This window comes from Pseudokineococcus lusitanus, assembly GCF_003751265.1.
Lineage (GTDB): Bacteria > Actinomycetota > Actinomycetes > Actinomycetales > Quadrisphaeraceae > Pseudokineococcus > Pseudokineococcus lusitanus.
Window position 1 is genome coordinate 15,771 of the sequence record NZ_RJKN01000008.1, and the last position, 22,485, is coordinate 38,255.

Consider the following 22,485-nt stretch of genomic DNA (forward strand, 5'->3'; position numbering starts at 1 on the left):
TCAGTCCTGCGCCCGGCGGCGCCGGGCGAGGAGCAGCGCCCCGGCGCCGAGGAGGAGCAGCGCCCCGCCGGCCACGAGCGGGCCGCCGACGTCGGCGCCCGTCCGCGCGAGCCGGTCCACCACCGCGGCGGCGGGGCCGTCGACGGTGAAGCGGTCGAGCAGCTGGAAGCGCGGCGACGTCCCGGTGCCGGTGCCGGTGCCCGAGCTCGTGCCGGTCCCCGTGCCCGTCCCCGTGCCGGTCCCTGAGCCCGTGCCGGAGCCCGTGCCGGAGCCCGTGCCGGAGCCCGTGCCGGTGCCGCCGTCGCCCGTGCCGGGCGTCGGGTCCGGGACGACGACCGGCGCGCCGGCCACGGTCACCGTCACGGTGCCGGTGGTCCGCTGCCCCAGCTCGTCCTGCACCGTGTAGGTGAAGGTCTCCGTGCCCGTCCAGCCCGGCGCCGGCGTGTACACGAGCCGGCCGCCCCTGACCTCGACGGTGCCGTGGTCGGCGCCCTCGACGTCGACGAGGACGACGTCGCCGGTCAGCCCGTCCAGCGGGACCTCGACCGGCTGGTCGGTGCGCGTCGTCGTGCGCCGGTCGACCTGCGTGGCCGGCGGCGGGGCAACGGCCTGGAGCGTCACGGTGGCCGGCCGCGAGAGGTCTATGCCGTCGTCGGCGCGGTAGGTGAGGGTCACCGTGCCGACGAAGTCGGCGGGCGGCGCCCAGCGGAGCCGGCCGTCGTCGTCGATCGTCACCGAGCCCTGCTGGGTGCCGGTCGCGTCCACCGGCCCCGTCAGGGAGCCGGGGGCCACGACGAGCCGGTCGCCGTTGGCGTCGGTGTCGTCGCGGAGGACGTCCACCGCGACCGCGCGACCCCGCGGCGTGCGGGCGCTGTCGTCCCCGGCGACGGGGGCGGCGTTGGCGACGGTGACCGTCACGCGGGCGCTCGCCCGCCCGTCGACGTCGCCGTCGTCGACGACGTAGGGGAAGGTCACGACGCCGCGGAAGCCGGTCGGCGGCGTGTAGACGAGCCGCCCGTCGACGACGGCCGCGGTGCCCTGACGGACACCCCGGGCGTCGCGGGGGAGGCCGGCGTCGCCGTCGACGAGGAGCACGCGCAGCGTGTCCCCGTTCCTGTCCTGCGCGTCGACGAGGACCCTGACGGGGGTGGCGGACGGGGTCGTCTCGCGGACGTCGGCCGCCGTGGGGGCGGCGTTGCGGACCCGGACGGTGGCCGTGGCCCGCGACCGGAGGCCCTCGTCGTCCTCGACCTCGTAGGAGAAGCTGACGACGCCCTTGAAGCCCGCCGGCGGCGTGTACGTGATCTTGCCGCCCTCGGCGACGGCGGTGCCCTGGACCTCCTGCCGGTCGTCGAGGGGCATCCCGACGGCGACGAGGCGCATCGTGTCGTGGTTGGGGTCGCGGTCGTTGTCGAGGACGGGCACGACGACGGCCCGTCCGCTGTCGGTGTCCACGGCGTCGTCCACAAGGACCGGGGCGAGGTTCGGCACGGTGACCACGAGGGTGCCCGAGGCCTCGCCGCCGGCGCCGTCGACGACGACGTAGGTGACGGTCACGTCGCCCTTCGTGCCCTGCGCCGGCGTGACGCGGAGGCGCCCGTCGGCTGCGACGTCCACGGCGGCGCCGCGGTCGGCACGGGTGCGGCCGAGGTCGACCGCGAGGCGCTGCGTCGTCGGCCCGACGTTGGGGTCGGTGGTGCGACCGACGACGTCGACGTACGCCGGGACGTCGGGGTCGACGACCGTCGTCAGCGACGCGGGCGCCGTGGGCGGGGTGTTGGCCACGGTCACCGTGACGGTCGCGGTGGCGCTCTCCTCGCCGTCCGAGACGGTGTACGTGACGGTCGCCCTGCCGGCGAAGCCCGTCGTCGGCGTGAGGCGGACGACGCCGTCGACGAGCTCGACGGTGCCGGCGACCCGGCCGTCGGGGACGTCGGCCGAGACGACCGGGCCGACGGCCGTGACGGCCAGCTCGTCGCCGTTGGCGTCGGAGTCGTTGTCGAGCACCGGCACGACCGTGGTGCCGGCGTCGGCGGGCAGCTCGAGCGCGTCGTCGACGGCGGTCGGCGGCGTGTTGGTCAGCGTCAGCTCCAGGGAGCCGGTCGCCTCGCCGCCGGCACCGTCGGAGACGGTCCACGTGACGGTCACGAGGCCCCGGGTGCCGCGGCGCGGCACGACCTCGAGGAGGCCGTCGTCGGTGCGGCGCAGGTCGACCGCGCCGTCGGCCGTGGCGTCGCGCCACGTGAGCTCCTGGCCCGGCGTGGCCGGGACGTTCGCGTCGACCGCCCCGCCGAGCGGGTCGACGACGAGGGGCTCGGCCGTCGCCCGCTCCTCCTCCAGCACCGGGCCCGCGTCGGGGGCCTCGTTGCCGACCTCGACCTCGACGACGGCGGACGCCGTGCGCCCGGCCGGCTCGCCCTCGGGGGCGTCGGTCACGGTGTAGGAGAGGCGGACCGGGCCGGCCCAGCCGTCCCGCGGGGCGGTGTAGCGGACCCGCGGGCCCTCGGGCGTGCTGACGAGCTCCGCCGTGCCGCGCGCGGTGCCGTCGGCGTCGACGGGCGTGCCGACGGCCGTGACGCGGAGGGCGTCGCCGTCCGGGTCGGTGTCGTTGCCGAGGACGTCGACGTCCACGGAGCCGTAGGTGGCCGTCGTCGCACCGAGGTCGTCGGCCGCGACGGGCGTCCGGTCGGAGACCGTCACCGTGAGGACGGCGTCGTCCGTGCCGCCCGCGCCGTCGTCGACCGTGTAGGCCACGCGGACCTCGCCGGTCGTGCCGGCGGCAGGGGTGACGCGGACGAGGCCCTCGTCGGTGAGCGCCACGGAGGCGCGGGCGTCGTCGCCGAGGGCCCGCAGCGACTCGCGGACGACGACGAGCGTCTGGTTGTGGCGGCCGCCCGGCACGACGTTGGCGTCGGTGTCGTTGGCCAGCACGTCGACGTCGACGGGGGTGCGGACGGGCGTGCCGGCCGCGTCGTCCCGGGCGACGGGGAGGGCGTTGCGGACGGTGACGGTCAACGTGCCCGTGGCGGTCCTGGTGCCGTCGGTGACGGTGTAGGTGAGCTCGTCGGTGCCTGCGAAGCCGGGAGCGGGCGTGTAGCGCACGCGGCGGGCGTCGAGGACGGACGCGTCGGCGCCCTCGACGGCGCCGGTGACGGTCGTGAGCCGGAGCGTGTCCCCGGCGTTCGGGTCGCTGTCGTTCGCGACGACGTCGACCTCGCCCGCCTGGCCGGTGGCCAGGTCCAGGGTGTCGGGCGCGGCGACGGGCGGGCCCTGGACGACGACCGCGACGGTGGCGGGGTCGCTCGTGGCGAGGCCGTCGGTGACGCGGTAGGTGAACGTCACCGTGCCGGCGGTGCCCGCGGCCGGCTCCAGGCGGACGGTGCCGTCGGGGCGGAGGGAGACGGTGCCGCCGCCCGCGGGCTGGACGAGGTCGACCACGGACAGCACGTCGCCGTCCGCGTCGGTGTCGTTGGCGAGCACGGCGACGTCGACCGCCCCGTCGACGACGGTCTCCGCGGAGTCGGCGACGGCGACGGGGGCGCGGTTGGCCACGGTGACCGTCACGGTGCCCGTCGTGCGGCTGCCGCGGGCGTCGGAGACGACGTAGGGGAAGGAGTCGGTGCCCGTCCAGCCGGGGGCCGGCGTGTAGCGGACGCCGGCGCCGTCGACGACGGCCGTGCCGTGCCGGGGGGCGCCGGCCGAGACGACGTGGAGCGCGTCGCCGTTGGCGTCGGTGTCGTTCGCGAGGACGGGGACGAGCACCTCGCCGTTGCGCGTCGTGGTCGCCGCGTCGTCGGCGGCGACGGGGGCGTCGTTGACCACGTCGACGTAGACGACCTGCGCGGCCGTCGCGCCGTGGGCGTCGCGGACGGTGTACGTGAAGGCGTCGCGGCCCGCGAAGGCGGCCGCGGGGCGGTAGGTGACGGTGCCGCCCTCGAGCGAGACGAGGCCGCCGGCCGCGTCGGTGACCTCGACGACGGTCAGCCCGTCGCCGCCGTCGTTGGCGAGCACCGGCACCTGGACGGTGGGCGTGGACGGCGTGGGCCGGAGGGTGGCGACGTCGGGGGAGGTCGTCAGCGGGGTGCCGCCGCCGCGGGCGGTGCCGTCGACGACGGACGTCACGGCGTTCGAGACGGACGTCGACGAGGCGCCGGTCGTGGCGCCGCGGAAGAGCAGCTCGGCGACGTTGAGGAGGCGCGCGCCGTCGGCGACGTCGCCGTCGACCCTGACGTCGAAGCGCAGGGCGTGGTGGGTCGTGCCGCCCGCCGCGACCGTCGAGGTCGGCGGGACGCGCCCGCCCGACGCGGCGGTGGCGCCCTCGCCGACGGTGACCTGGACGAAGCCGCCGTTCGGGCCGGTCCCGTAGGTGCCGCGGTCGTCGCCCCCGGCGTCGGAGACCGGCGTGAAGTCCAGCTCGGCGTCCGACGGGCCGGTGCCGCTGCCGGCCTGCAGGGAGCCGGGCACGTACGTGGTGCCGGAGGGGATCGCGTCGACGATGCGCGCCGACGAGGCGGTGTCGAGGCCGGTGTTGGAGACGGGCACCGTGTAGCGCAGGACGTCGCCGCGCTGGAGCAGGCCGCCGTTCACGTCGTCGACCCGCTTGGCGCCCTCGAGCTGCGGCTCGTAGAGGTCGGTCGCGAAGGTGACGGCGCCGGGGAAGTAGGTCTCGCCGCCGGTGGTGAGCCGGAGGGTCGCGGAGGTCTCGTCGTTGCCGAGGAGGCCGTCGGCGACGAGGGTGTCGGCGTCGAAGCCCATCTGGTTCGCGTGGCGCGGCGAGCGGGCGGTCGTGTCCGCCCCGCGGGTGCTGATCGTCGAGTTCCAGACGTTGTCGGCGGGGTTGGCGGCGTCGGTGACGTCGCGGAAGGTGGCGGAGCCCTGGCGGCGCAGCTGCAGGCGGTCACCGGTGAGGCCGAGGTCGCCCTCGTAGCCGACGATGCCGATCGTCGTGCGGACGGCCCCCTCCGCCGGGGTGAGGAACCCGCTGACGGGGATGTCCGCGACGCGGTCGGCGTCGGCGTTGCGGACGGTCCCGAAGCCCTTGAAGACGGCGAGGTTGCGCGCCGGGGCGTCGGGGTCGGCGACGGCGACGACGAGGGACCAGCCGGCGTAGCGGTCCTGGCCCGTCCCCAGCTGCGCGCCGGCGACGGTGTAGGAGCCGCTGCCGGCCGTGCGGACCTGCTCGGTGACGTCCACCCAGGCCTGGTAGGCGCTGTCCTGGCCCGCGAGCGGTGCCGGGTCGGTGACCGTCGTGGACGAGCCGCCCGGGCCCGTGAGGCGCACGCTGCCGCGCGAGGCCGGTGCCGGGGCGGCGGCGCCGCCGGTGGCGCCGTCCGTCTTGGCGCCCCAGACGAGCGCGGCGTAGAGGACGCCGCCCGAGGGCGGCAGGGTGAGCGTGGCCGACGAGCTGTTCGACGTGGAGGGGTCGGCGTCGACGTCGACGGCCGTCATGGCCCAGTCGTTGTTGTTGTTCTTCTCGGCCGTGCCGGCCCGGGCGCCCGCGCACGTCGAGCCCCCGCCGGTGGCGGCGGTCGACCCCGTGGCGCAGCTCATGAGCGTGTTGCCGACGACGACGACGTCGCCGTTCGTGTTCGCCACGAACTGCCGCTCGAACGGCGAGGTGATCGCGGCCGACGCGGCCGGCGCGACGGCGACGGCCAGCAGCGGCCCGGCCAGCAGCGAGAGGACGACGGCGACGGTGCCCTGGCGGCGGGCGCGCCGCAGCAGGGCGCGCAGCCCGGGGGTGCGGCGGGCGGCGGGGCGCGGGGCGCGGGCGTGGTCGAGCGGCATCGAGGCGTCCTCGGGGGTCGGACCTGCAGGGGCGGGATGCCGCCCTCCGACGCCTCATCGGCCGCGACCGGGCCCGGGTTGAGCCGTCCGGGGGACCTTCCTGCGCGCCTGCGGGCGCCCGGCGCCGAGGTCCTCAGCGCTCGGTGACGCGCCCGTCCTCGACGTCCCAGCGGCGCGTCAGCGTGACCGCCTCGAGCATCCGGCGGTCGTGCGTGACGAGCAGCAGCGTGCCGGTGTACGCCTCGAGCGCCGCCTCCAGCTGCTCGACGGCCGGGAGGTCGAGGTGGTTCGTCGGCTCGTCGAGGACGAGGAGGTTGACGCCGCGGGCCTGCAGCAGCGCCAGTGCCGCCCGGGTGCGCTCGCCGGGGGACAGGCTCGACGTCGGCCGGTGCACGTGGTCGGCGCGGAGGCCGAACTTCGCGAGCAACGTCCGCACCTCGGCGGTGGGCTGGTCGGGCACGTGCGCGGCGAAGGCCTCGACCAGCGGTCGGTCCGCTGCGCCGAGGGCCCGCCGCGCCTGGTCCACCTCGCCGAGGGCCACCCCGGCGCCGAGCCCGCCGGCCCCCTCGTCGAGCGGCACGCGGCCCAGCAGCGCCGCGAGGAGCGTCGACTTGCCGGCGCCGTTGCGGCCGGTGACGCCGATCCGGTCCCCGCCGTCGACCTGGAGGTCGAGCGGCCCGAGCGTGAAGCCGCCGCGGCGGACGACGGCGCCGCGCAGGGTGGCGACGACCGAGCCCGAGCGGGGCGCGGCGGCGATCGTGTAGCGCAGCTCCCACTCCTTGCGGGGCTCCTCGACGACGTCGAGCCGCTCGATCATCCGCTGGGTCTGACGGGCCTTGGCGGCCTGCTTCTCCGAGCCCTCGCGGGCCTTGTGGGTGATGTGCTTGTCCGGGTCCGACTTCTTCTTGACGGAGTCCCGCACGCCCTTGGCGAGCCAGTTGCGCTGCATGCGCGCCCGGTCGGTGAGGGCGGACCGCTTGTCCTCGTACTCCTCGTACTCCTCGCGCGCGTGCCGCCGGGCGGTGGCCCGCTCCTCGAGGTACGACTCGTAGCCGCCGCCGAAGACGGAGACCTGTTGCTGGGCGAGGTCCAGCTCGACGACCCGGGTGACCGTGCGGGCCAGCAGCTCGCGGTCGTGGCTGACGACGACGACGCCGGCGCGCTGCTCGGCGAGGAAGCGCTCGAGCCGCGCGATGCCGTCGAGGTCGAGGTCGTTGGTGGGCTCGTCGAGCAGCACGACGTCGAAGCGGGAGAGCAGCAGGGCCGCGAGGCCCACGCGGGCGGCCTGGCCGCCCGAGAGCGACGTCATGGCCGCGGTGGTGTCGAGGGGGAGCCCGAGGTCCTCGAGGACGGCGTCGGCGCGCTCCTCGAGGTCGGCACCGCCCAGCGCGAGCCAGCGGTCGAGGGCGTCGGCGTAGACGTCGTCCGCGCCCGGCGCGCCCTCGGCCAGCGCCTCCGCGCCGGCGTCCATCGCGGCCTGCGCCGCGGCGACGCCCGTCCGGCGGGCCAGGTGCCCGAGCACGTCCTCGCCCGCGCGCCGCTCGACCTCCTGCGGGAGCCAGCCGACGGCCGCGCCGGGCGGCGTCGTGGCCACCGAACCTTCCTGCGGCTCGTCGAGCCCGGCCAGCATCCGCAGCAGCGTCGACTTGCCGGCGCCGTTCGCGCCGACCAGCCCGACGACGTCGCCCGGGGCGACGACGAGGTCGAGGCCGGCGAAGAGGGTGCGGTCGGCGTGCCCGGCGGCGAGGCCGCGGGCGACGAGCGTGGCGGTACCGGAGCTCACGCGCGCCACCCTGGCAGGCGCCCGGGCCCGCGGGCCAACGGGTCCCCCGCCGGCCGGGTGCCCGGGAGCGACGGAGCCCCCGCCTCGACCTCTACCTAAGGTCGAGACGGGGGCTTGTCGAGGGTGGGCGGTGGTCAGGCGTGGCCGCCCTGGCGCTCGAGCTGCGGGTCGCGGGACGCCTCGGCCCCGTCGGAGTCCTCGCGGCCGTGCTGGGGCACGTCCTTCGGCTCGCCCGCGATGACGTTGCGACCGCCGGACGCGGTGACGTAGTGCGTCGTCAGGTTGACCAGCGTCGCGATCCGGTTGCGCCAGGAGTGCAGCAGCGCGATGTGGAGGCCCATCCACATGAGCCAGCCGATGGCGCCCGTGAACTTGCCGGCGAAGGGCCACTTGATGTCCGCGACGGCGGCGAGGCGGCCGACGATCGCCATCGTGCCCTTGTCCGAGTAGGCGAAGGGGGCCGTGGCCTGACCCTGCACCAGACGCTTCACGTTGGCGGCCGCGTGCTTGCCGGTCTGGATGGCGGGCTGCGCCAGCTGCGGGAGCGCCGCGCCGTCCACGACGCCGACGTCGCCGACGGCGAAGACGTGGTCGCTGCCCTGGACGCGCAGGTCGGCGTCCGTCTGGAGGCGGCCGCCGCGGCCCTGGGGGAAGCCCCAGTCCTTGAGGCTGCGCGGCGCGGAGACGCCGCTGGCCCAGACGGTGAGGACCGAGGGGAGCTCCTCGCCGCCCTTGAGCACGACGGTGTCCTCGCGGACCTCGGCGACGGCCGCGCCGAGGCGCAGCTCCACGCCGCGGTCGCGCAGCGCCTTGGCCGCGTACTGGCGCAGCGGGTCCTCGAACGGGCCGAGGACGACGTCGAGCATCTCGACGAGGACGACGCGGACGGCCGTCGGGTCGAGCTCGGGGTAGTTCTTGGCCACGTAGGTGCTGCGCAGCTCGGCGATGGCCCCGGCCATCTCGGTGCCGGTGGCGCCGCCGCCGACGACGACGACGCAGGGGGCCTCGCCGCCGCGCTCGGCGGCCCGCTCGAAGGCGGTGAGGAGGCGGTCGCGCACCTCGATGGCGCCGGCGCGCGTGTACATCGTCAGCGTGTGGTCCTCGGCGCCGGGGATGCCGAAGTAGTTCGCCGTGATGCCGCTGGAGACGATGAGGTAGTCGTAGGCGATGTCGTCGCCCGACTCGGTGCGCAGCACCTTGGCGGCGGCGTCGACGCCCGTGACGGTGGCCTGCTTGAAGCGCACGCGGCGGCGGCCGCCGGTGAAGGAGCGCAGCGAGTAGGTGACGTCGCCGGGGTTGAGACCGCCCGTGGCCACCTGGAAGAGCAGCGGCTGGAACTGGTTGTAGGCGTTCTTGTCGACGAGCAGGACGTCGGCGTCGACGCCCTGGAGCTCGCGGACGGCCGAGAGGCCGGCGAACCCGGCGCCCAGCACGACGACCGTGGGCCGGCCGGTGGCGGTGGTGGTCATGGGTCTCCTCGGGCGGTACGGGCGGGTCCCGGCGACGTCCGAGGACGTCGGGGGGCGTGGCGGCGGTGTGACGGTCGTCTCGTGCGGGGCACAGCCTAGGGACGCGGCGGGCGCGAGCGGTGGCCGGGTGGCGATGGTCCGGACGGGTGACCCGGGAATTGAACCGCGGTCAAGCCTCGGCGCGCCTCGACCGTTGCCCGGGGCACGACGTCTCCAGCCGATGGGGACGCCTGCTCTGGGGGACACGCATGGACAGCACGCCGACGACGTCGGGCACGACCAGCAGGACCGGCCGCCGGGGGAGCGCACGACCCCCCGCGGCCCGTCGCCATCTCGTCGCCGCCCTCGTGGCCGCGATCGTCGGCGGTGCCCTCGTGCCCGCCCCCGCCGCGCTGGCCGCGCCCGCGGGCACGGGCGCCGCGGACGCGACCGCCCTCGGCGTCGACCTCGACCTCGACGTCCTCCTGCTGTCCCTCCTCGACGTCGACGCCCAGGCCCTCGCCACGACGGCGCCGCCGTCGACGACCCGCAGCGTCGCCGACCTCGGCGTGCTGCCCGGCCTCGGCGGCGGTCTCGCCCGCAGCACCACGGCGACCTCCTCCTCCACCGCCGACACCGCCGGCGCCTCCTCCTCCACGCGGGTGGAGGGCCTCGGCGTCGACGTGCTCGGCCTCCCCCTCGTGCGCGCGACCGCCCTCGAGGCGGCGACCTCCTGCCCCACGTACGGCACGCCGACCGCCTCCTCGCGCGTCGCGGGCCTCCAGGTGCTCGGCGCGACGGTCGACGTGAACGCCCCCTCGACCCGCGTCGAGGCCGCCGTCGCGGTCGACGGCCTCCTCGACGCGAAGCTCGTCGCCACGGCCCGCCCGGACGCCCGCGTCGTCACCCCGGCCGCCGCCGGCACCCCCGCCGCGGCCCGCGCCACCGCGCTGCGGGTCGACGTGCAGCTCGTCGCCAAGACCCTGCTCGGCCTCCCCGTCGCCTCGACGACCGGCAGCGTCGTCGTCACCACCGCGGGCTGCACGACGCCGGTCCCGGGCGCGCCCGCCGTCGACGCCCTCACCCCCACCTCCTCGCTCACGACCGGCGGCGGCCGTCTCACCGTCACCGGCGGCCCCTTCGCCCCCGGCGCCACGCAGGTGCGGGTCGGCGGCGTCGCCGCGGGGGACGTCGTCGTCGCGGCGGACCGCCGCAGCCTCACCGCCGCTCTGCCCCCGGCGGAGGCCGAGGGCGCCGTGGCCGTCGAGGTCACCACGCCCGGCGGCACGACCTCCCGCTCCGCGGCCCTCACGTACCGGGCCGTCCGCGTCGTCCCGGAGCCCGCGCGCGGCCCGCTCGCCGGCACCACGCGCCTCGTCCTGCGGGGCGAGGGCGTCGAGCGCGCCACCGCCGTCTCGGTGGGCGGCCGCGACGCCGGCCCCGTCGCCGTCGTCGACGACGGGTCGGGCGCGGGGACGGCGGCCGTGGCCGTCGTGGTGCCCGCGGGCACCGCCCCCGGCGACGTCGACGTCGTCGTCGCGCTGCCGGGCCTCGACGCCCGCACGACCTACCGCTACCTCGACGACGGCTCCCGCGCGACGGTCGGGAGCCTCGCCCCCGGCACGACGCCGACGACCGGCGGCACCCGCGTCGTCGTCACCGGCACCGGCCTGGCCGACGTCACCGGCGTCACCGTCGGCGGCGTGCCCGCCACGGACGTCGCCGTGGCGGCCGACGGCACGTCGGTGTCCTTCACGTCCCCGCCGTCGGAGGTGACGGGCGACCTGCCCGTCGTCCTGCGGCTCGAGGCCGGCGAGCTCCGCGCCGGCGACCTCTCCGTCACGCCCGTCACCGTCGTCGCCACGCCCGCCGAGGGCGTGCTCGCCGGCGGCGACCGGGTCGTCGTCCGCGGCGCGGGCGTGGGCGCCGCCACCGGTGCCTCCGTCGGCGGCCGCCCCGTCGCCGACCTCGAGGTCCGCGGGCCCGACGAGGTCGCCGTGACGACGCCGCGGGGCACCGCCCCCGGCGCCACCGCCCTCGTCGTCGAGCTCCCGGGCGCCGACGCCACGACGACGTTCACCTACGTCGCGGACGGCTCGGCCTCGACCGTCGTCTCGCTCGAGCCCTCCTCGGGGCCCTCCACCGGCGGCACGCGCCTCGTCGTGCGCGGCACCGGCCTGCAGGGCGCCACCGACCTCCTCGTCGGCGGCGTCCCCGCCACGGACGTCGCGGTCTCCGCCGACGGCACGAGCCTCACCGCCGTCGCCCCGCCCACCGTCTCCGGCGACCGCGCGGTCGTCGTCACGTTCCCCCGCGGCGGCACGCTCGACGCCGGCACCTTCGTCTCCCTGCGCGTCGACGTGGAGCTGTCCCCCGTGGACGGTCCCCTCGCGGGCGGCACCTCCGTCACCGTGACCGGTCGCCGCGGCGAGGACCTCTCCCTCGCGACCGGCGTCACCGTCGGCGGCCGGGCCGCCGCGGTCACCGGCCGTACCACCGGCACCCTCACCGTCACCGTGCCCGCGGGCACCGCGCCCGGGACGGTCGGCGTCGTCGTCGCCCTGCCGGGCGAGGACGCCACGGGGGTCTTCACCTACCTCGAGGACGGCTCGCGCGGCCGCGTCACCGGCCCCGTCGCCCTCGACGCGCCCACCGCGGGCGGCGTCGGGCTGGCCGTGCGCGGCACCGACCTCGACGGCCTCGTCGAGGTGCTCGTCGGCGGCGTGCCCGCCACCGGCGTCCGCGTCGACGCCGCCGGCGTGACCGCCGTCGTCCCGTCCGCCGAGGACGCCGGGCCGCAGCCCGTCGTCCTGCGCTACCCCGCCGGCCGGGTCGCCGCGGGCACCGTCACCTACGTCGCCCCGACGGCGACCGCCGACCCCGCGACCGCCCCCGCCGCCGGCGGCACCCGCGTCGACCTCGTCGGCGCGACGCTCGAGCTCGCGACGGGCGTCACCGTCGACGGCGTCCCCGCCGTCGTCGTCGAGCGCTCCCCGGGCCGTCTCGTCGTCCTCGCGCCGGCGCACCTGCCCGGTGCCGCCGCGGTCGTCGTCGAGCTCCCCGGCGCGGACGCGACGACCACGCTGACCTACCGCGCCGACGGCGCCGCCGCCGTCGTGGCCTCCACCGCCCCCGCGGCCGCCCCCACGACGGGCGGCCAGGTCCTCACCGTCCGCGGCGAGGGGCTGCAGGACGTCACGTCCGTCACCGCGGGCGGCACGGTCCTCACGGGCCTCGCCGTGGCCGCCGACGGCCGCACGATCACCGCGGTGCTGCCGCCCGTCGAGGCGGCCGGCGCCGCCGCCGTCGTCCTCGGCTTCCCCGCCGGCACGACGCTCGCCGCCGGCACCGTCGTCCGCACCGTCCCGACGGTCGTCCTCGAGCCGTCCGCCGCGGCCCTCGGGGCGACGACGCAGGTCACCGCCACCGGTCCCGAGCTGCACCGCGCCACCGCGGTGCGCGTGGCCGGCACCGAGGTGCGGGTCCTCGGCCGCTCCGAGGGCACCCTGCTCCTCGAGGTCCCCGCCGGTGCGGTCGTCGGCGCGACAGCCGGCCCGGTGACGGTCGACGTCGAGCTGCCCGGCGCCGACACCTCCGCGACCTTCACCTACGTCGAGGACGGCACGGCCGCCACGGCCGAGCCGCTCGACCCGGACGTCCCGGCCGGCGCGCCCGGCGCCACGGCGGGCGGGCAGGTGCCGACCTCCGGCGGCTCCACCGTCACCGTCACGGGCACCGGCCTCGCCCCCGCCACGGGCGTCACCGTCGACGGCGTCCCCGCCACCGGCGTCGTCGTCGCCCCCGACGGCACCTCCGTGACCTTCACGGCGCCGCCGCGCGAGAGCGCCGGCGAGGCCGTCGTCGTCATCACCTTCCCGGCGGGCACGCTCGACGCCGGCTCGCTCGGCTACGTGCCGGTCACCGTCGCGCCGGAGCCCGCCGAGGGCCCGCTCGCCGGGGGCACGCGTCTCGTCCTCACCGGCGCGGGCGTCACCGCCGCCACGGCCGTCACGGTCGACGGGGTGCCGGCCACCGGCCTCGAGGTCGTCGGCCGCGACGCCGTCGCCGTCCTCGTCCCGGCCGCCCCGTCCGGCCGCGCGGGTTCCGTCGTCGTGCGCGTCGAGCTCCCGGGCGCCGACGCGACGACGTCCTTCACCTACCTCCCCGAGCCGCTGCGCCCCGTCGCCGAGGCCCTGGCCCCCGCCACCGGCCCCACGGCCGGCGGCACCCCCGTCACCGTCGTCGGCACCGGCCTCGGCGACGTCACCGCCGTCCTCGTCGGCGGCGCCCCGGCGACCGACCTCGTCGTCGCCGCCGACGGCACGTCGCTGACCTTCACGACGCCCGCCGGCGCCACGGGCGGCGCCGACGTCGTCCTGTCCGCCCCCGGCGGCGGCACCACCGCCGGCGTCTTCACCTACAGCGCCGTCGCCGTCGTCGCGGACCCGCCCGCGGGCCCGCTGGCCGGCGGGACGACGCTGCGCCTCACCGGCGACGGCGTCGACCGGGCCACGGCCGTCCGGCTCGACGGCCGCGACGTGCCCTTCGTCGTCGACGGCGGCGCCCTCGTCCTCGAGGTGCCCGCGGGCACCCGCGCCGGCACGGTCGACGTCCTCGTCGAGCTGCCCGGCGAGGACGCGGCCACCACGTACACCTACGTCGACGACGGCTCGCTGACCTCCGTCGCCGACCTCGCGCCCGAGGCGGTGCTCACCACGGGCACCGACCGCGTGACGCTCACGGGGGCCGGCCTCGCCGGCGTCGTCGAGGTGCTCGTCGACGGCGTCCGCGCCGACGACGTGCGCCACGCGGCGGACGGGACCTGGCTGTCCTTCGTCGTCCCCCCCTCCGAGGAGCCCGGCCCGGCCCGGGTCGTCCTCGTCCTGCCGTCCGGCGCCACCGTCGAGGCGGGCACGCTCGAGCTGGTCGGCGTGGACGTCGCCGCGGTGCCCGCCGAGGGCCCGCAGCGCGGCGGCACCGTCGTCGTCCTCACGGGCCGCGGCGCCGGCGCCGCCACCGGCGCGACCGTCGGCGGCACGCCCGTCGAGGTGCGCCGCGTGGACGCCGACGAGGTCCGCCTCGTGACCCCTCCCGCGGGGCTGCCCGGTGGCGTCGACGTCGTGCTCACGCTGCCCGGCCGCGACGCGACCGCCCGCTTCACCTACCTCGCCGACGGCACCGGTGTCGTCGCCGGCGGCCTCGCGCCGTCGACGGTCCCCACGACCGGCGGCGTCGACGTCCGGGTCACCGGCACCGGCCTCGACCTCGGCACCGAGGTCCTCGTCGGCGGCGAGCCCGTCCGGTGGCGTACCGACGGCGACGACCTCGTGCTCGTGGCCCCCGCCGTGGACGCCCCCGGCGCCCGCGACGTCGTGCTCGTCCTCCCCAGCGGCGACCGCGTCGACCTCGGCGACCTCGTCTCGGTCCTCCCCGTCGTCACCGCGAGCCCGCTCAGCGGCCCGACGACCGGCGGCACCCGCCTGCGCCTGCAGGGCTCCGGCCTCGGGCAGGCCACCGGCGTCCTCGTCGGCGGCGTCCCCGCCACCGACCTGCGCGCCGACGGCCCCGACGCCGTCGTCGTGACGACGCCCCCCGGCGAGCTGGGCGGCGCCGCGGTCCTCGTGGCCCTGCCCGGCGCGGACGTCTCGACGACCTTCACCTACGTCGCCGCGAGCGCCCCGTCCGTGACCGCGCTCGACCCCGCCCGGCTCCCGCTGGCCGGCGGCCGCGTGGTCCTCACCGGCACCGACCTCGTCGGCGCCACCGGCGTCCTCGTCGACGGCGAGGCGGCCACCGGGGTGGTCGTGGCCGTCGACGGCACGTCCGTCACCTTCCTCGCCCCGGCGCACGCCGCCGGCACGGTCGACGTCACGCTGCGGCTGCCCACGGGCACGCTCGCGGCGGGCGCCCTCACCTACGTGCGCACCGAGGTCGCCGTCACGGCGTCCCCGGCCGCGGGCCCGCTGGCCGGCGGCACGACGCTCGAGCTCACCGGGGCGGGTCTCGAGCTCGCCACCCGGGTCGCCGTCGACGGGCGCGCCACGTCGGCGCCGGTCGTCCTCGGCCCGGGCCGGATCTCGGTCACGGTGCCCCCGGGCACCGCGCCGGGCGTCGTCGACGTCGTCGTCACCCTCCCGGGCGGCGGCGGCACGACGACCTACCGCTACGTCGACGACGGCACCGCGTCCGCCGTCGCCACGCTCTCGCCGGGCACCGTGCTCACGAGCGGCGGCCAGGAGGTCCGCGTGACGGGCACCCGTCTCGGCGGCCTCGTCGGCGTGACCGTCGGCGGCGTGCCCGCCACGGGCGTCGCGGTCGCCGACGACGGGACGTCCCTGACGTTCCGCGCCCCGGCGCAGCCGACGCCGGGCGCCCGACCCGTCGTCCTGACCTTCCCCGGCGGCAGCCGCCCCGCGGGCGACCTCGACCACGTCGCGCCGGCCCTCGTCGTCGCGCCGGGCACGGGCCCGCTCGCGGGCGGGACCACCGTCCGCCTCGCCGGCCCCGGCGTCGCGACGGCCACGTCCGTCCTCGTCGACGGCCGCCAGGCCGAGGTGACCGCCCGCACCGGCACCGACCAGCTCGACGTCGTCGTGCCCGCGGGGACGGCGCCCGGCACGGTCGAGGTGCGGGTCCGCCCCGCCACCGGGCCGGAGCTCGTCGGCGGCTACACCTACACGGCCCCGGAGCAGGCGCTCCCCGTCGTCACCGGGCTCGCGCCCGCCGCCGGCCCCGTGGCCGGGGGCACCGAGGTCGTCCTCAGCGGCCGCGACCTCGCGGGGGTCAGCGTCGTCCTCGTCGGCGGCCGACCCGCCCCCGCGGTGCGGGTCTCCGCCGACGGCACGGCGCTGCGGCTCATGACGCCCGCGGGCGCCGCGCCGGGGCCCGTGACCGTCCAGCTGCGCACGCCCGCGGGGCTCGTCCCCGTCGGCACCTTCACGTACGAGGCGCCGGCGGCCGTGGCCGCCGAGGTCACGGCCGTGGAGCCGCGCTCCGGCGACCTCGGCGGCGGCACCCTCGTCACCGTCCTCGGCTCCGGCCTGCGCGGCGTCACCGCCGTGCTCGTCGGCGACCGGGCGGCCGAGGTCGTCGCCGTGGCCGACGACGGCGGCTCGCTCGTCCTCCGCACGCCCCCGGGCGCGGCGGTGGGCCCGACGTCGCTGCAGCTGCAGACGACGGGCGGCCCCGTGGACGCCGGCACCTTCACCTACACGGCGGCGCCCCCGGCGCCCCGCCCGACCGTCGTGCGCCTCGACCCGGCGTCCGGCCCCCTCGGCGGCGGCCGCCCTGCCGTCGTCACCGGCTCGCGCCTCGGCGGCGTGACCTCGGTCCTCGTCGGCGGCCGCCCGGCCACCGACGTGGTCGTCGGCGGCGACGGCTCCTCGGTGTCCTTCACGGTGCCCGCGGGCACGAGGCCCGGGCCGCAGCCCGTCCTCGTGCGGGTCGGGACGACCGGCACCGGCGCGTTCCTGCCCGCCGGCACGTACACCTACGTCGACGACGGCTCGATGGCCGACGTCACCGGGCCCGTGCAGGCGGTGGACCGCTCGCACGGCGGCGACCGCGTGGTCGTCCGCGGCACCGGGCTCGGCGCCACCACGGCCGTCCGCGTCGGTCCCATGACGGTCACCGACCCCGAGGTCGCCCCCGACGGCACCTGGGTCGCCTTCGACGCCCCGCCGCACGAGGCGGCGGAGGAGCTGACGATCTTCCTCGTGACGCCGGACGGCGTCGTCGAGGCCGGCACCTTCATGTACCTGGCGCCGACCATCACCTCGCTCTCCCCGGCGAAGGGCGTGCTGCGCGGCGGTCAGCGGGTGCGCATCACCGGCGAGGGCCTCGGCCCGGCCGTGCAGGTCCTCTTCGGCGGCCTTGCCGCCACGGAGGTCGTCGCGGTGACGCCGGAGGGCCTGTCCGCCGCCGCCGTCGAGGCGCCCTCGACGGTGGAGGCCGTCGTCCCCGCCGGCGTCCGGCCCGGGACGGTCGACGTCCGCGTCGTCCTGCCCGGCCTCGACGCCTCGGCGCCCGCGGCCTACACCTACCTCGCGTCGACCACGACGCCGACGCCGGACCCGGACCCCACGCCGGACCCGACGCCGACGCCGACCCCCACCCCGACCCCGACGCCGACCCCCACGCCGACCCCGACCCCCACGCCGGCGCCCACGCCGGCGCCCACGCCGGACCCGGGCACGGGCGGCGCGGGCGGCACGGGCGGCACGGGCGGCACCGGCGGCGGCACCGGGACGGGCGGCGGCACCACGACCCCGGCCCCCGGTACCTCCACGGGCACCGGGTCGGGCAGCTCCAGCGGCTCCGGCACCTCCGGAGGGTGGGGCACCTCGACGGCGCCGACGACGTCGGCCTCCGGCGGCACCTCGCTCCCGGACCGGCTGGCCCGGACCGGCGCGGAGGTCGCGCCCCTCGTGGGGCTCGGGCTCCTGCTCCTCCTGCCGGGCGCCGGCCTCGTCCTCGTCGGGCGCCGGCGGCGCCCGTCCGGGGGGACCGTGCGCCGGGTCGCTCCAGCGGCCGTCCCGCCTGCCGATGCGGTCGGGGAGCACGCCGACCGAGGAGACGTCCCCATGCACCGCAGCACCGCCGTCCCCGCGCGCCGTCCGGGCACCGCCCGGCCCGCCCGGGTGCGACCGCTCGCCCTCGCGGCGCTCGTCGCCGCCGGCGCGCTGGCGCTGGGCACCGGGGCCGGCAGCGCCTCGGCCGCGACCGGCGCCGGGGGACCCGTCGTGGCCGTCGCGCCGGGCGGGTCCGCCGCCCTCGCGGCCGGCGGGCCGGCGGGCGATCGGGTCACCTGGCAGCTCGTCGGGGCGCCCGACCCGGCGCTCCTCGCGTCGGCCCGGCTCGACCCGGCGACGGGGACGCTCGACGTCGCCGCCGCCGACGGGGTCCGCGGCCGGACCGCCCTCGTGCGGCACGCCGTCGACCGCGCGGCCGGCACGGCGTCCACGGACGTCGTCCTCGTCGACGTCGCCGACGACGCGCCCCTGGCCGGGGGGGAGCACCTGCGGCTCGCCCTCGACGGCGGCGGCACCGCCTCCCTCGCGGTGCCGCTGCCCGACGACCTCGGCACCGTGGACGTCACCGGCGCCGGCGACGGCCTCGCGGCGGTCGTCGACGGGGGAGTCCTCCACCTCGCCGCGGACGGCGTCGCCGGCCGCTCCGTCCTCACGCTGACGCCCGTCGCCGACCCGGCGGCCGCGCCCGCCGAGGGCACGGAGGAGGACGCCGAGGACACCGCCGGGGAGCCCGCGGCGTCGACCCCCGCGGCCGCCCCGCTGGAGCTCGTCGTCGAGGTCGCGCCCGGGCTGGGCGACGTCCCCGCCCCGGACGCCCGCGGCACGGGCGACGGTGCCGTCGAGGTGCCGCTGCCCGCGGTCGTCGGCGGCGGCGACGTGGAGGTCGTGGCGCCCGAGGGCGTGGACGCCTCCGTCCGCGGCGACGTCCTCGTCGTCGACCCCCACGGCACCAGCGGCCTCGCCGCGGTCCAGCTCGTTCCCGTCCTGGACGGCCTCCGCGGGCTGCCCGTGCCCGTGGCCCTCGAGGTCCGCCCCGAGGTGACCCTGGCCGGCGACACCCCGGTGCCCGTCCCCGCCGGGGAGGTCGTGCGGCTGCCGCTGGCGCTGCACGGCACCGACGCCGTGGCCGTCCTCGAGGACGACGCCGACGGTGCGCTCGCCGTCGACGGCGACGAGCTCGTCGTCACCGTCCCGGCCGGCGGGTCCGTCGAGGGGACCGTGGGCGTCGTCGACCGCGACGGCGTCCGCGGCGAGCCGGTGGCGGTCGCGCTCGCGGTCGACCCGGCCGTCGCGCCGGAGCCCGCCACGACGCCGGAGCCGGCCGCCGAGCCGGTCCCGGCCGTGAGGTCCGCCGAGCCGCCCCCCGTCTCGCGCGGCACGGTGCGCGCCGCGGTGGTCACCGACCCCGTGCCCGCGCCGCCCGCCCCGCCAGCCGAGGAGGGCGTCGTCGTCCTCGGCTCACCCGTCCCCACCGCCGTCCCGGCCGCCGCGGACCCGGTGCCGACCGCGCCCGCCACCCCCGCGGCGGCGGCCCCGGCGGCCACGACGACGGCCCCCGCCGCCGCGGTGCCGCTCGCGACGACGCCCGTGGCCGCCACCCGGCCCGCCGCCGGCCTCGTCGTCCTCGACTCCTTCACCGTCACGCCCGCGGCGACGTCCACCGTCACGGCCCTGCCGCGCACGGGCGGCGAGCTGGTCCTCGGCGCCGCGCTGGGCGGCCTCGTCCTCCTCGCGGGCGGCGGCCTCGTCGTCGGCGGGCGTCGTGCCGGCCGCTGGATGCGCACGGCCTGACGCCGCACCGCGGGTCTTCCCCGCCGCCCCGCACGCCGCCACCATGGGTCCGTGCCGGTCTTCGTCGACCCCCGTCCCGACGAGCGGGGCCAGCTCCTGGCCTTCCTCGCAGGCCAGTGCGCGAGCCTGCGGGCCACGATCGCCGGCCTCGACGCCGCGCAGCTGCGTGCCCGGCCGACGGGCAGCGCGATGCAGCTCGGGGCGCTCGTCAAGCACGTGGCCCTCGACGAGCGGCGCTGGGTCGTCGCCGCGGTGGGCGGCCGGCCCGAGGGGCTCTGGCCCGTCGAGGACCCGCGGGCCGAGTGGACGCTGGAGGAGGGCGACGACGTCGCCTCCCTCGGCGCGCTCCTCGACGCGGTGGGCGAGGAGACCGAGCGGGTCGTCGCGGCGGTCGAGGACCTCGGCGCGCCGTGTCCCATGCCCGGGGTCGGCCACTGGTCGGTGCGCTGGGTGCTCCTCCACCTGCTCGAGGAGAACGCCCGGCACTGCGGGCACGCCGACCTCCTGCGCGAGCAGCTCGACGGGGCGACCGCGGCGCAGCTCGGGAGCTGACGGCCGCGGGCGCCCACCCCGGCCTGCGGTCGCCTCAGGCCTTCTGGCCCCGCGGCACGAGCAGGGCGACGAGCGCCGCGCACGCGACGACGACGGCCCCGACGAGCATGCCGCGGTCGTACCCGGCGGCCAGCGCCTCGACGCCGGCGGCGCCCGCGGCCGCCGCCGCGTCGGCCGACGTCGTGCCGAGCCGGTCGGCCGTCACCGCGGCCGCCACCGTCGACAGGACGGCGATGCCCACGGCCCCGCCGACCTGGCGGGAGGTGTTGAGCAGGCCCGAGGCGAGACCGGCCTCGTGGGGCGGGACGCCCGCCGTCGCGGCGCTCGCCAGCGGCACCATGACGAGGCCGATGCCGCCCGCGGCGAGCATCGTCGGCGCGAGCAGCTGGCTCGCGTACGAGCCGCCGGGGTCGGCCGTCGACAGCCACGCCAGCCCGGCCGCCGAGACGAGGGGCCCGACGACGAGGAGCGTCCGCGGCCCGTGCCGGGCCACGAGGCGCGACGCGAGCGTCGACGTCACGACGAGCGTGGCGCTCGCCGGAAGGAAGGCCAGGCCCGCCTGGAGGGCGTCGTACCCGTTGACGCGCTGCAGCACGAGGGACATGAAGAACCAGAACGAGAACATGCCCATCCCGACGAGCAGCGCGACGCCGTTCGCGGCCGTCTGCGCGCGCCGGCGGAAGACGGCGAGCGGCACGAGCGGCCGCGCGGCGCGCTTCTCGACGGCGACGAAGAGCGCGAGGAGCGCCACGCCGAGGGCCACGGGACCGAGGACGAGGGGCGAGGTCCACGAGCGGGTCTCGCTGCTCACGACGCCGTAGACGAGCGCCGTCAGCCCGAGGGTGACGGCGAGGCTCCCCGGGAGGTCGAGCTCGCGCAGCCGCGTCACGGCGGGGCGGCCGCCGACGAGGGCCCAGGCCGCCGCGACGACGAGCGCCACGCCGATCGGCACGTTGACGAAGAGGACCGCGCGCCAGCCGAAGCCCTGGGTGAGGAGGCCGCCGACGAGGCCGCCCATCGCGCCGCCGGCCCCGCCGACGGCGCCCCAGACGCCGAGGGCCTTCGCGCGGTGCGCCGGGTCGGTGTACGTCGTCGTGAGGAGGCTGAGGGTCGCGGGCGCGAGCACCGCACCGCCGACGCCCTGCGCGGCGCGGGCGGCGACGAGCCAGGCCTCGCTCTGCGCGAGCCCGCCGACGAGGCTGGCGAGCGAGAAGACGACGACGCCGACGAGGAAGACCCGCTTGCGCCCGAAGAGGTCGCCCGCCCGCCCGCCGAGGAGCAGCAGCCCGGCGAAGGCCAACGAGTAGGCGTTGACGACCCACTGCAGGCCGGCCGTGGACAGGTCGAGGTCCGTGCGCATCGACGGCAGCGCGACGTTCACGATGCTCACGTCGAGGATGACCATGAACTGCGCCGCGGACGCGACGACCAGGGTGGTCCAGTACGGGACGGCGCGGCGCTGGCGCTCGCCGGTGGACGCGCGCTGCGGCGCAGTCGTCATGGGTCCTCTTCCGCGAGGTCGGTCGGGGGTGGCCGGGACAGCATGCGGCACCGCGGTTGCCCCGGCGCACCGACGCCGGTGAGCGGCCGTCCGGCCGGTCGGGCGTCGGTCGAGGCCGGTCAGGGCGCGGCAGCGGCGACCTCGCGCGCCGTGGGCACGGCCGGCTGCGCGCCGGCCCGGGTGACGGCGAGCGCGCCCGCCACCACGGCGGTGCGGGCCGCGACGACGAGGGCGTCCCCGTCCGCCAGCCGCGCGGCGAGGACGCCGCAGAGGACGTCGCCGGCGCCCGTCGTGTCGACGGCCTCGACCACCGGGGCCGCGACCGCGACGGGGTCACCGTCGCGGACGGCGACGACGCAGCCGCGCGCCCCGAGCGTCAGCACCACCGCCGGCACGAGCGCGAGCAGCGCCCGCGCGGTGTCCGTCGGGTCCGCCGGGCCCTCGTCGCCCCCCTCGTCCCCGTGCTCGCCCGCCAGGACGTCCCGCGCCTCGTGCTCGTTGACGACGAGGACGTCGGTCGCGGCGAGCAGCGCGGCCGGGAGCGCCCGCGACGGTGCGGCGTTGAGCACGGACCGGGCGGCGTCGGGGCGGGCGCGGAAGGCGGCGACGACGGCGTCCACGGGCACCTCGAGCTGCGCGAGCACGACGGCCGGCTCCGCCGCGACCACCGCGACCCCGACGCCCGGGCCGACGTCCGCGTTGGCGCCCGGCGCGACGACGATGGCGTTCTCGCCGTCGCCGTCGACCATGACGAGGGCGGTGCCCGTGGGCGAGGCGGTGCGCTCGACCGCCGTGACGTCGACGCCGTCGCCCCGCAGCGCGTCGAGCAGCAGCGTGCCGTCGTCGTCGCGCCCGACCGCCCCGACGAACGACGTCGGCGCCCCGCCGGCCCGGGCCGCGGCCACGGCCTGGTTGGCGCCCTTGCCGCCCGGCAGCCGCTGCAGCCCGCCGCCGAGCAGCGTCTCGCCGCCGCGCGGGTGGCGGGGCACGGCCACGACGAGGTCGACGTTGGCGCTGCCCACGACGACGACCCGACCGGCGCTCATCCCGCAGTACCTACCAGGCGGGCCCGACGACGGCGTCCCGGGCGAC

General features: G+C 78.6%; 7 protein-coding genes. 2 read left to right on the plus strand and 5 right to left on the minus strand.

What is annotated here, in order from left to right:
* From EDC03_RS14365 to EDC03_RS14375, 3 genes are all read right to left on the minus strand, one after another.
* Complete coding sequence (locus EDC03_RS14365) at positions 1-5,787, minus strand: Ig-like domain-containing protein (protein ID WP_123380955.1); 5,787 nt, start codon at positions 5,785-5,787, stop codon at positions 1-3.
* A gap of 133 nt (positions 5,788-5,920) precedes the next feature.
* Positions 5,921-7,570 carry an ABC-F family ATP-binding cassette domain-containing protein gene (locus EDC03_RS14370; protein ID WP_123381081.1) on the minus strand — a complete coding sequence of 550 codons (1,650 nt, stop codon included), beginning with the start codon at positions 7,568-7,570 and terminating at the stop codon, positions 5,921-5,923.
* A gap of 134 nt (positions 7,571-7,704) precedes the next feature.
* Positions 7,705-9,039, minus strand: a complete 1,335-nt coding sequence (locus EDC03_RS14375; RefSeq protein WP_123380956.1) for an NAD(P)/FAD-dependent oxidoreductase — start codon at positions 9,037-9,039, stop codon at positions 7,705-7,707.
* A gap of 248 nt (positions 9,040-9,287) precedes the next feature.
* Between EDC03_RS14375 and EDC03_RS14380 the strand changes: the two genes are divergently transcribed.
* Both EDC03_RS14380 and EDC03_RS14385 read left to right on the plus strand, forming a co-directional pair.
* Positions 9,288-19,340, plus strand: coding sequence for an IPT/TIG domain-containing protein (locus EDC03_RS14380; protein WP_123380957.1), 10,053 nt, complete (start codon positions 9,288-9,290; stop codon positions 19,338-19,340).
* A gap of 51 nt (positions 19,341-19,391) precedes the next feature.
* Complete coding sequence (locus EDC03_RS14385) at positions 19,392-19,892, plus strand: DinB family protein (RefSeq protein WP_123380958.1); 501 nt, start codon at positions 19,392-19,394, stop codon at positions 19,890-19,892.
* Between the two features lie 34 nt (positions 19,893-19,926).
* Here EDC03_RS14385 and EDC03_RS14390 read toward each other — a convergent pair whose 3' ends face one another.
* Both EDC03_RS14390 and EDC03_RS14395 read right to left on the minus strand, forming a co-directional pair.
* The gene (locus tag EDC03_RS14390; RefSeq protein WP_123380959.1) at positions 19,927-21,393 is read right to left on the minus strand and encodes a DHA2 family efflux MFS transporter permease subunit; all 1,467 of its coding nucleotides are present in this window, start codon (positions 21,391-21,393) and stop codon (positions 19,927-19,929) included.
* A 119-nt stretch (positions 21,394-21,512) separates the two neighbouring features.
* Positions 21,513-22,439: a PfkB family carbohydrate kinase gene (locus EDC03_RS14395; RefSeq protein WP_123380960.1), complete on the minus strand. Its 927-nt coding sequence runs from the start codon at positions 22,437-22,439 to the stop codon at positions 21,513-21,515.
* Positions 22,440-22,485: the final 46 nt, after the last annotated feature.

Coding starts and splice junctions, on each gene's coding strand:
- EDC03_RS14395 (WP_123380960.1), bottom strand. CDS start 22,439: ATGAGCGCCGGTCGGGTCGTCGTCGTGGGCAGCGCCAACGTCGACCTC.
- EDC03_RS14390 (WP_123380959.1), bottom strand. CDS start 21,393: ATGACGACTGCGCCGCAGCGCGCGTCCACCGGCGAGCGCCAGCGCCGC.
- EDC03_RS14380 (WP_123380957.1), top strand. CDS start 9,288: ATGGACAGCACGCCGACGACGTCGGGCACGACCAGCAGGACCGGCCGC.
- EDC03_RS14375 (WP_123380956.1), bottom strand. CDS start 9,039: ATGACCACCACCGCCACCGGCCGGCCCACGGTCGTCGTGCTGGGCGCC.
- EDC03_RS14365 (WP_123380955.1), bottom strand. CDS start 5,787: ATGCCGCTCGACCACGCCCGCGCCCCGCGCCCCGCCGCCCGCCGCACC.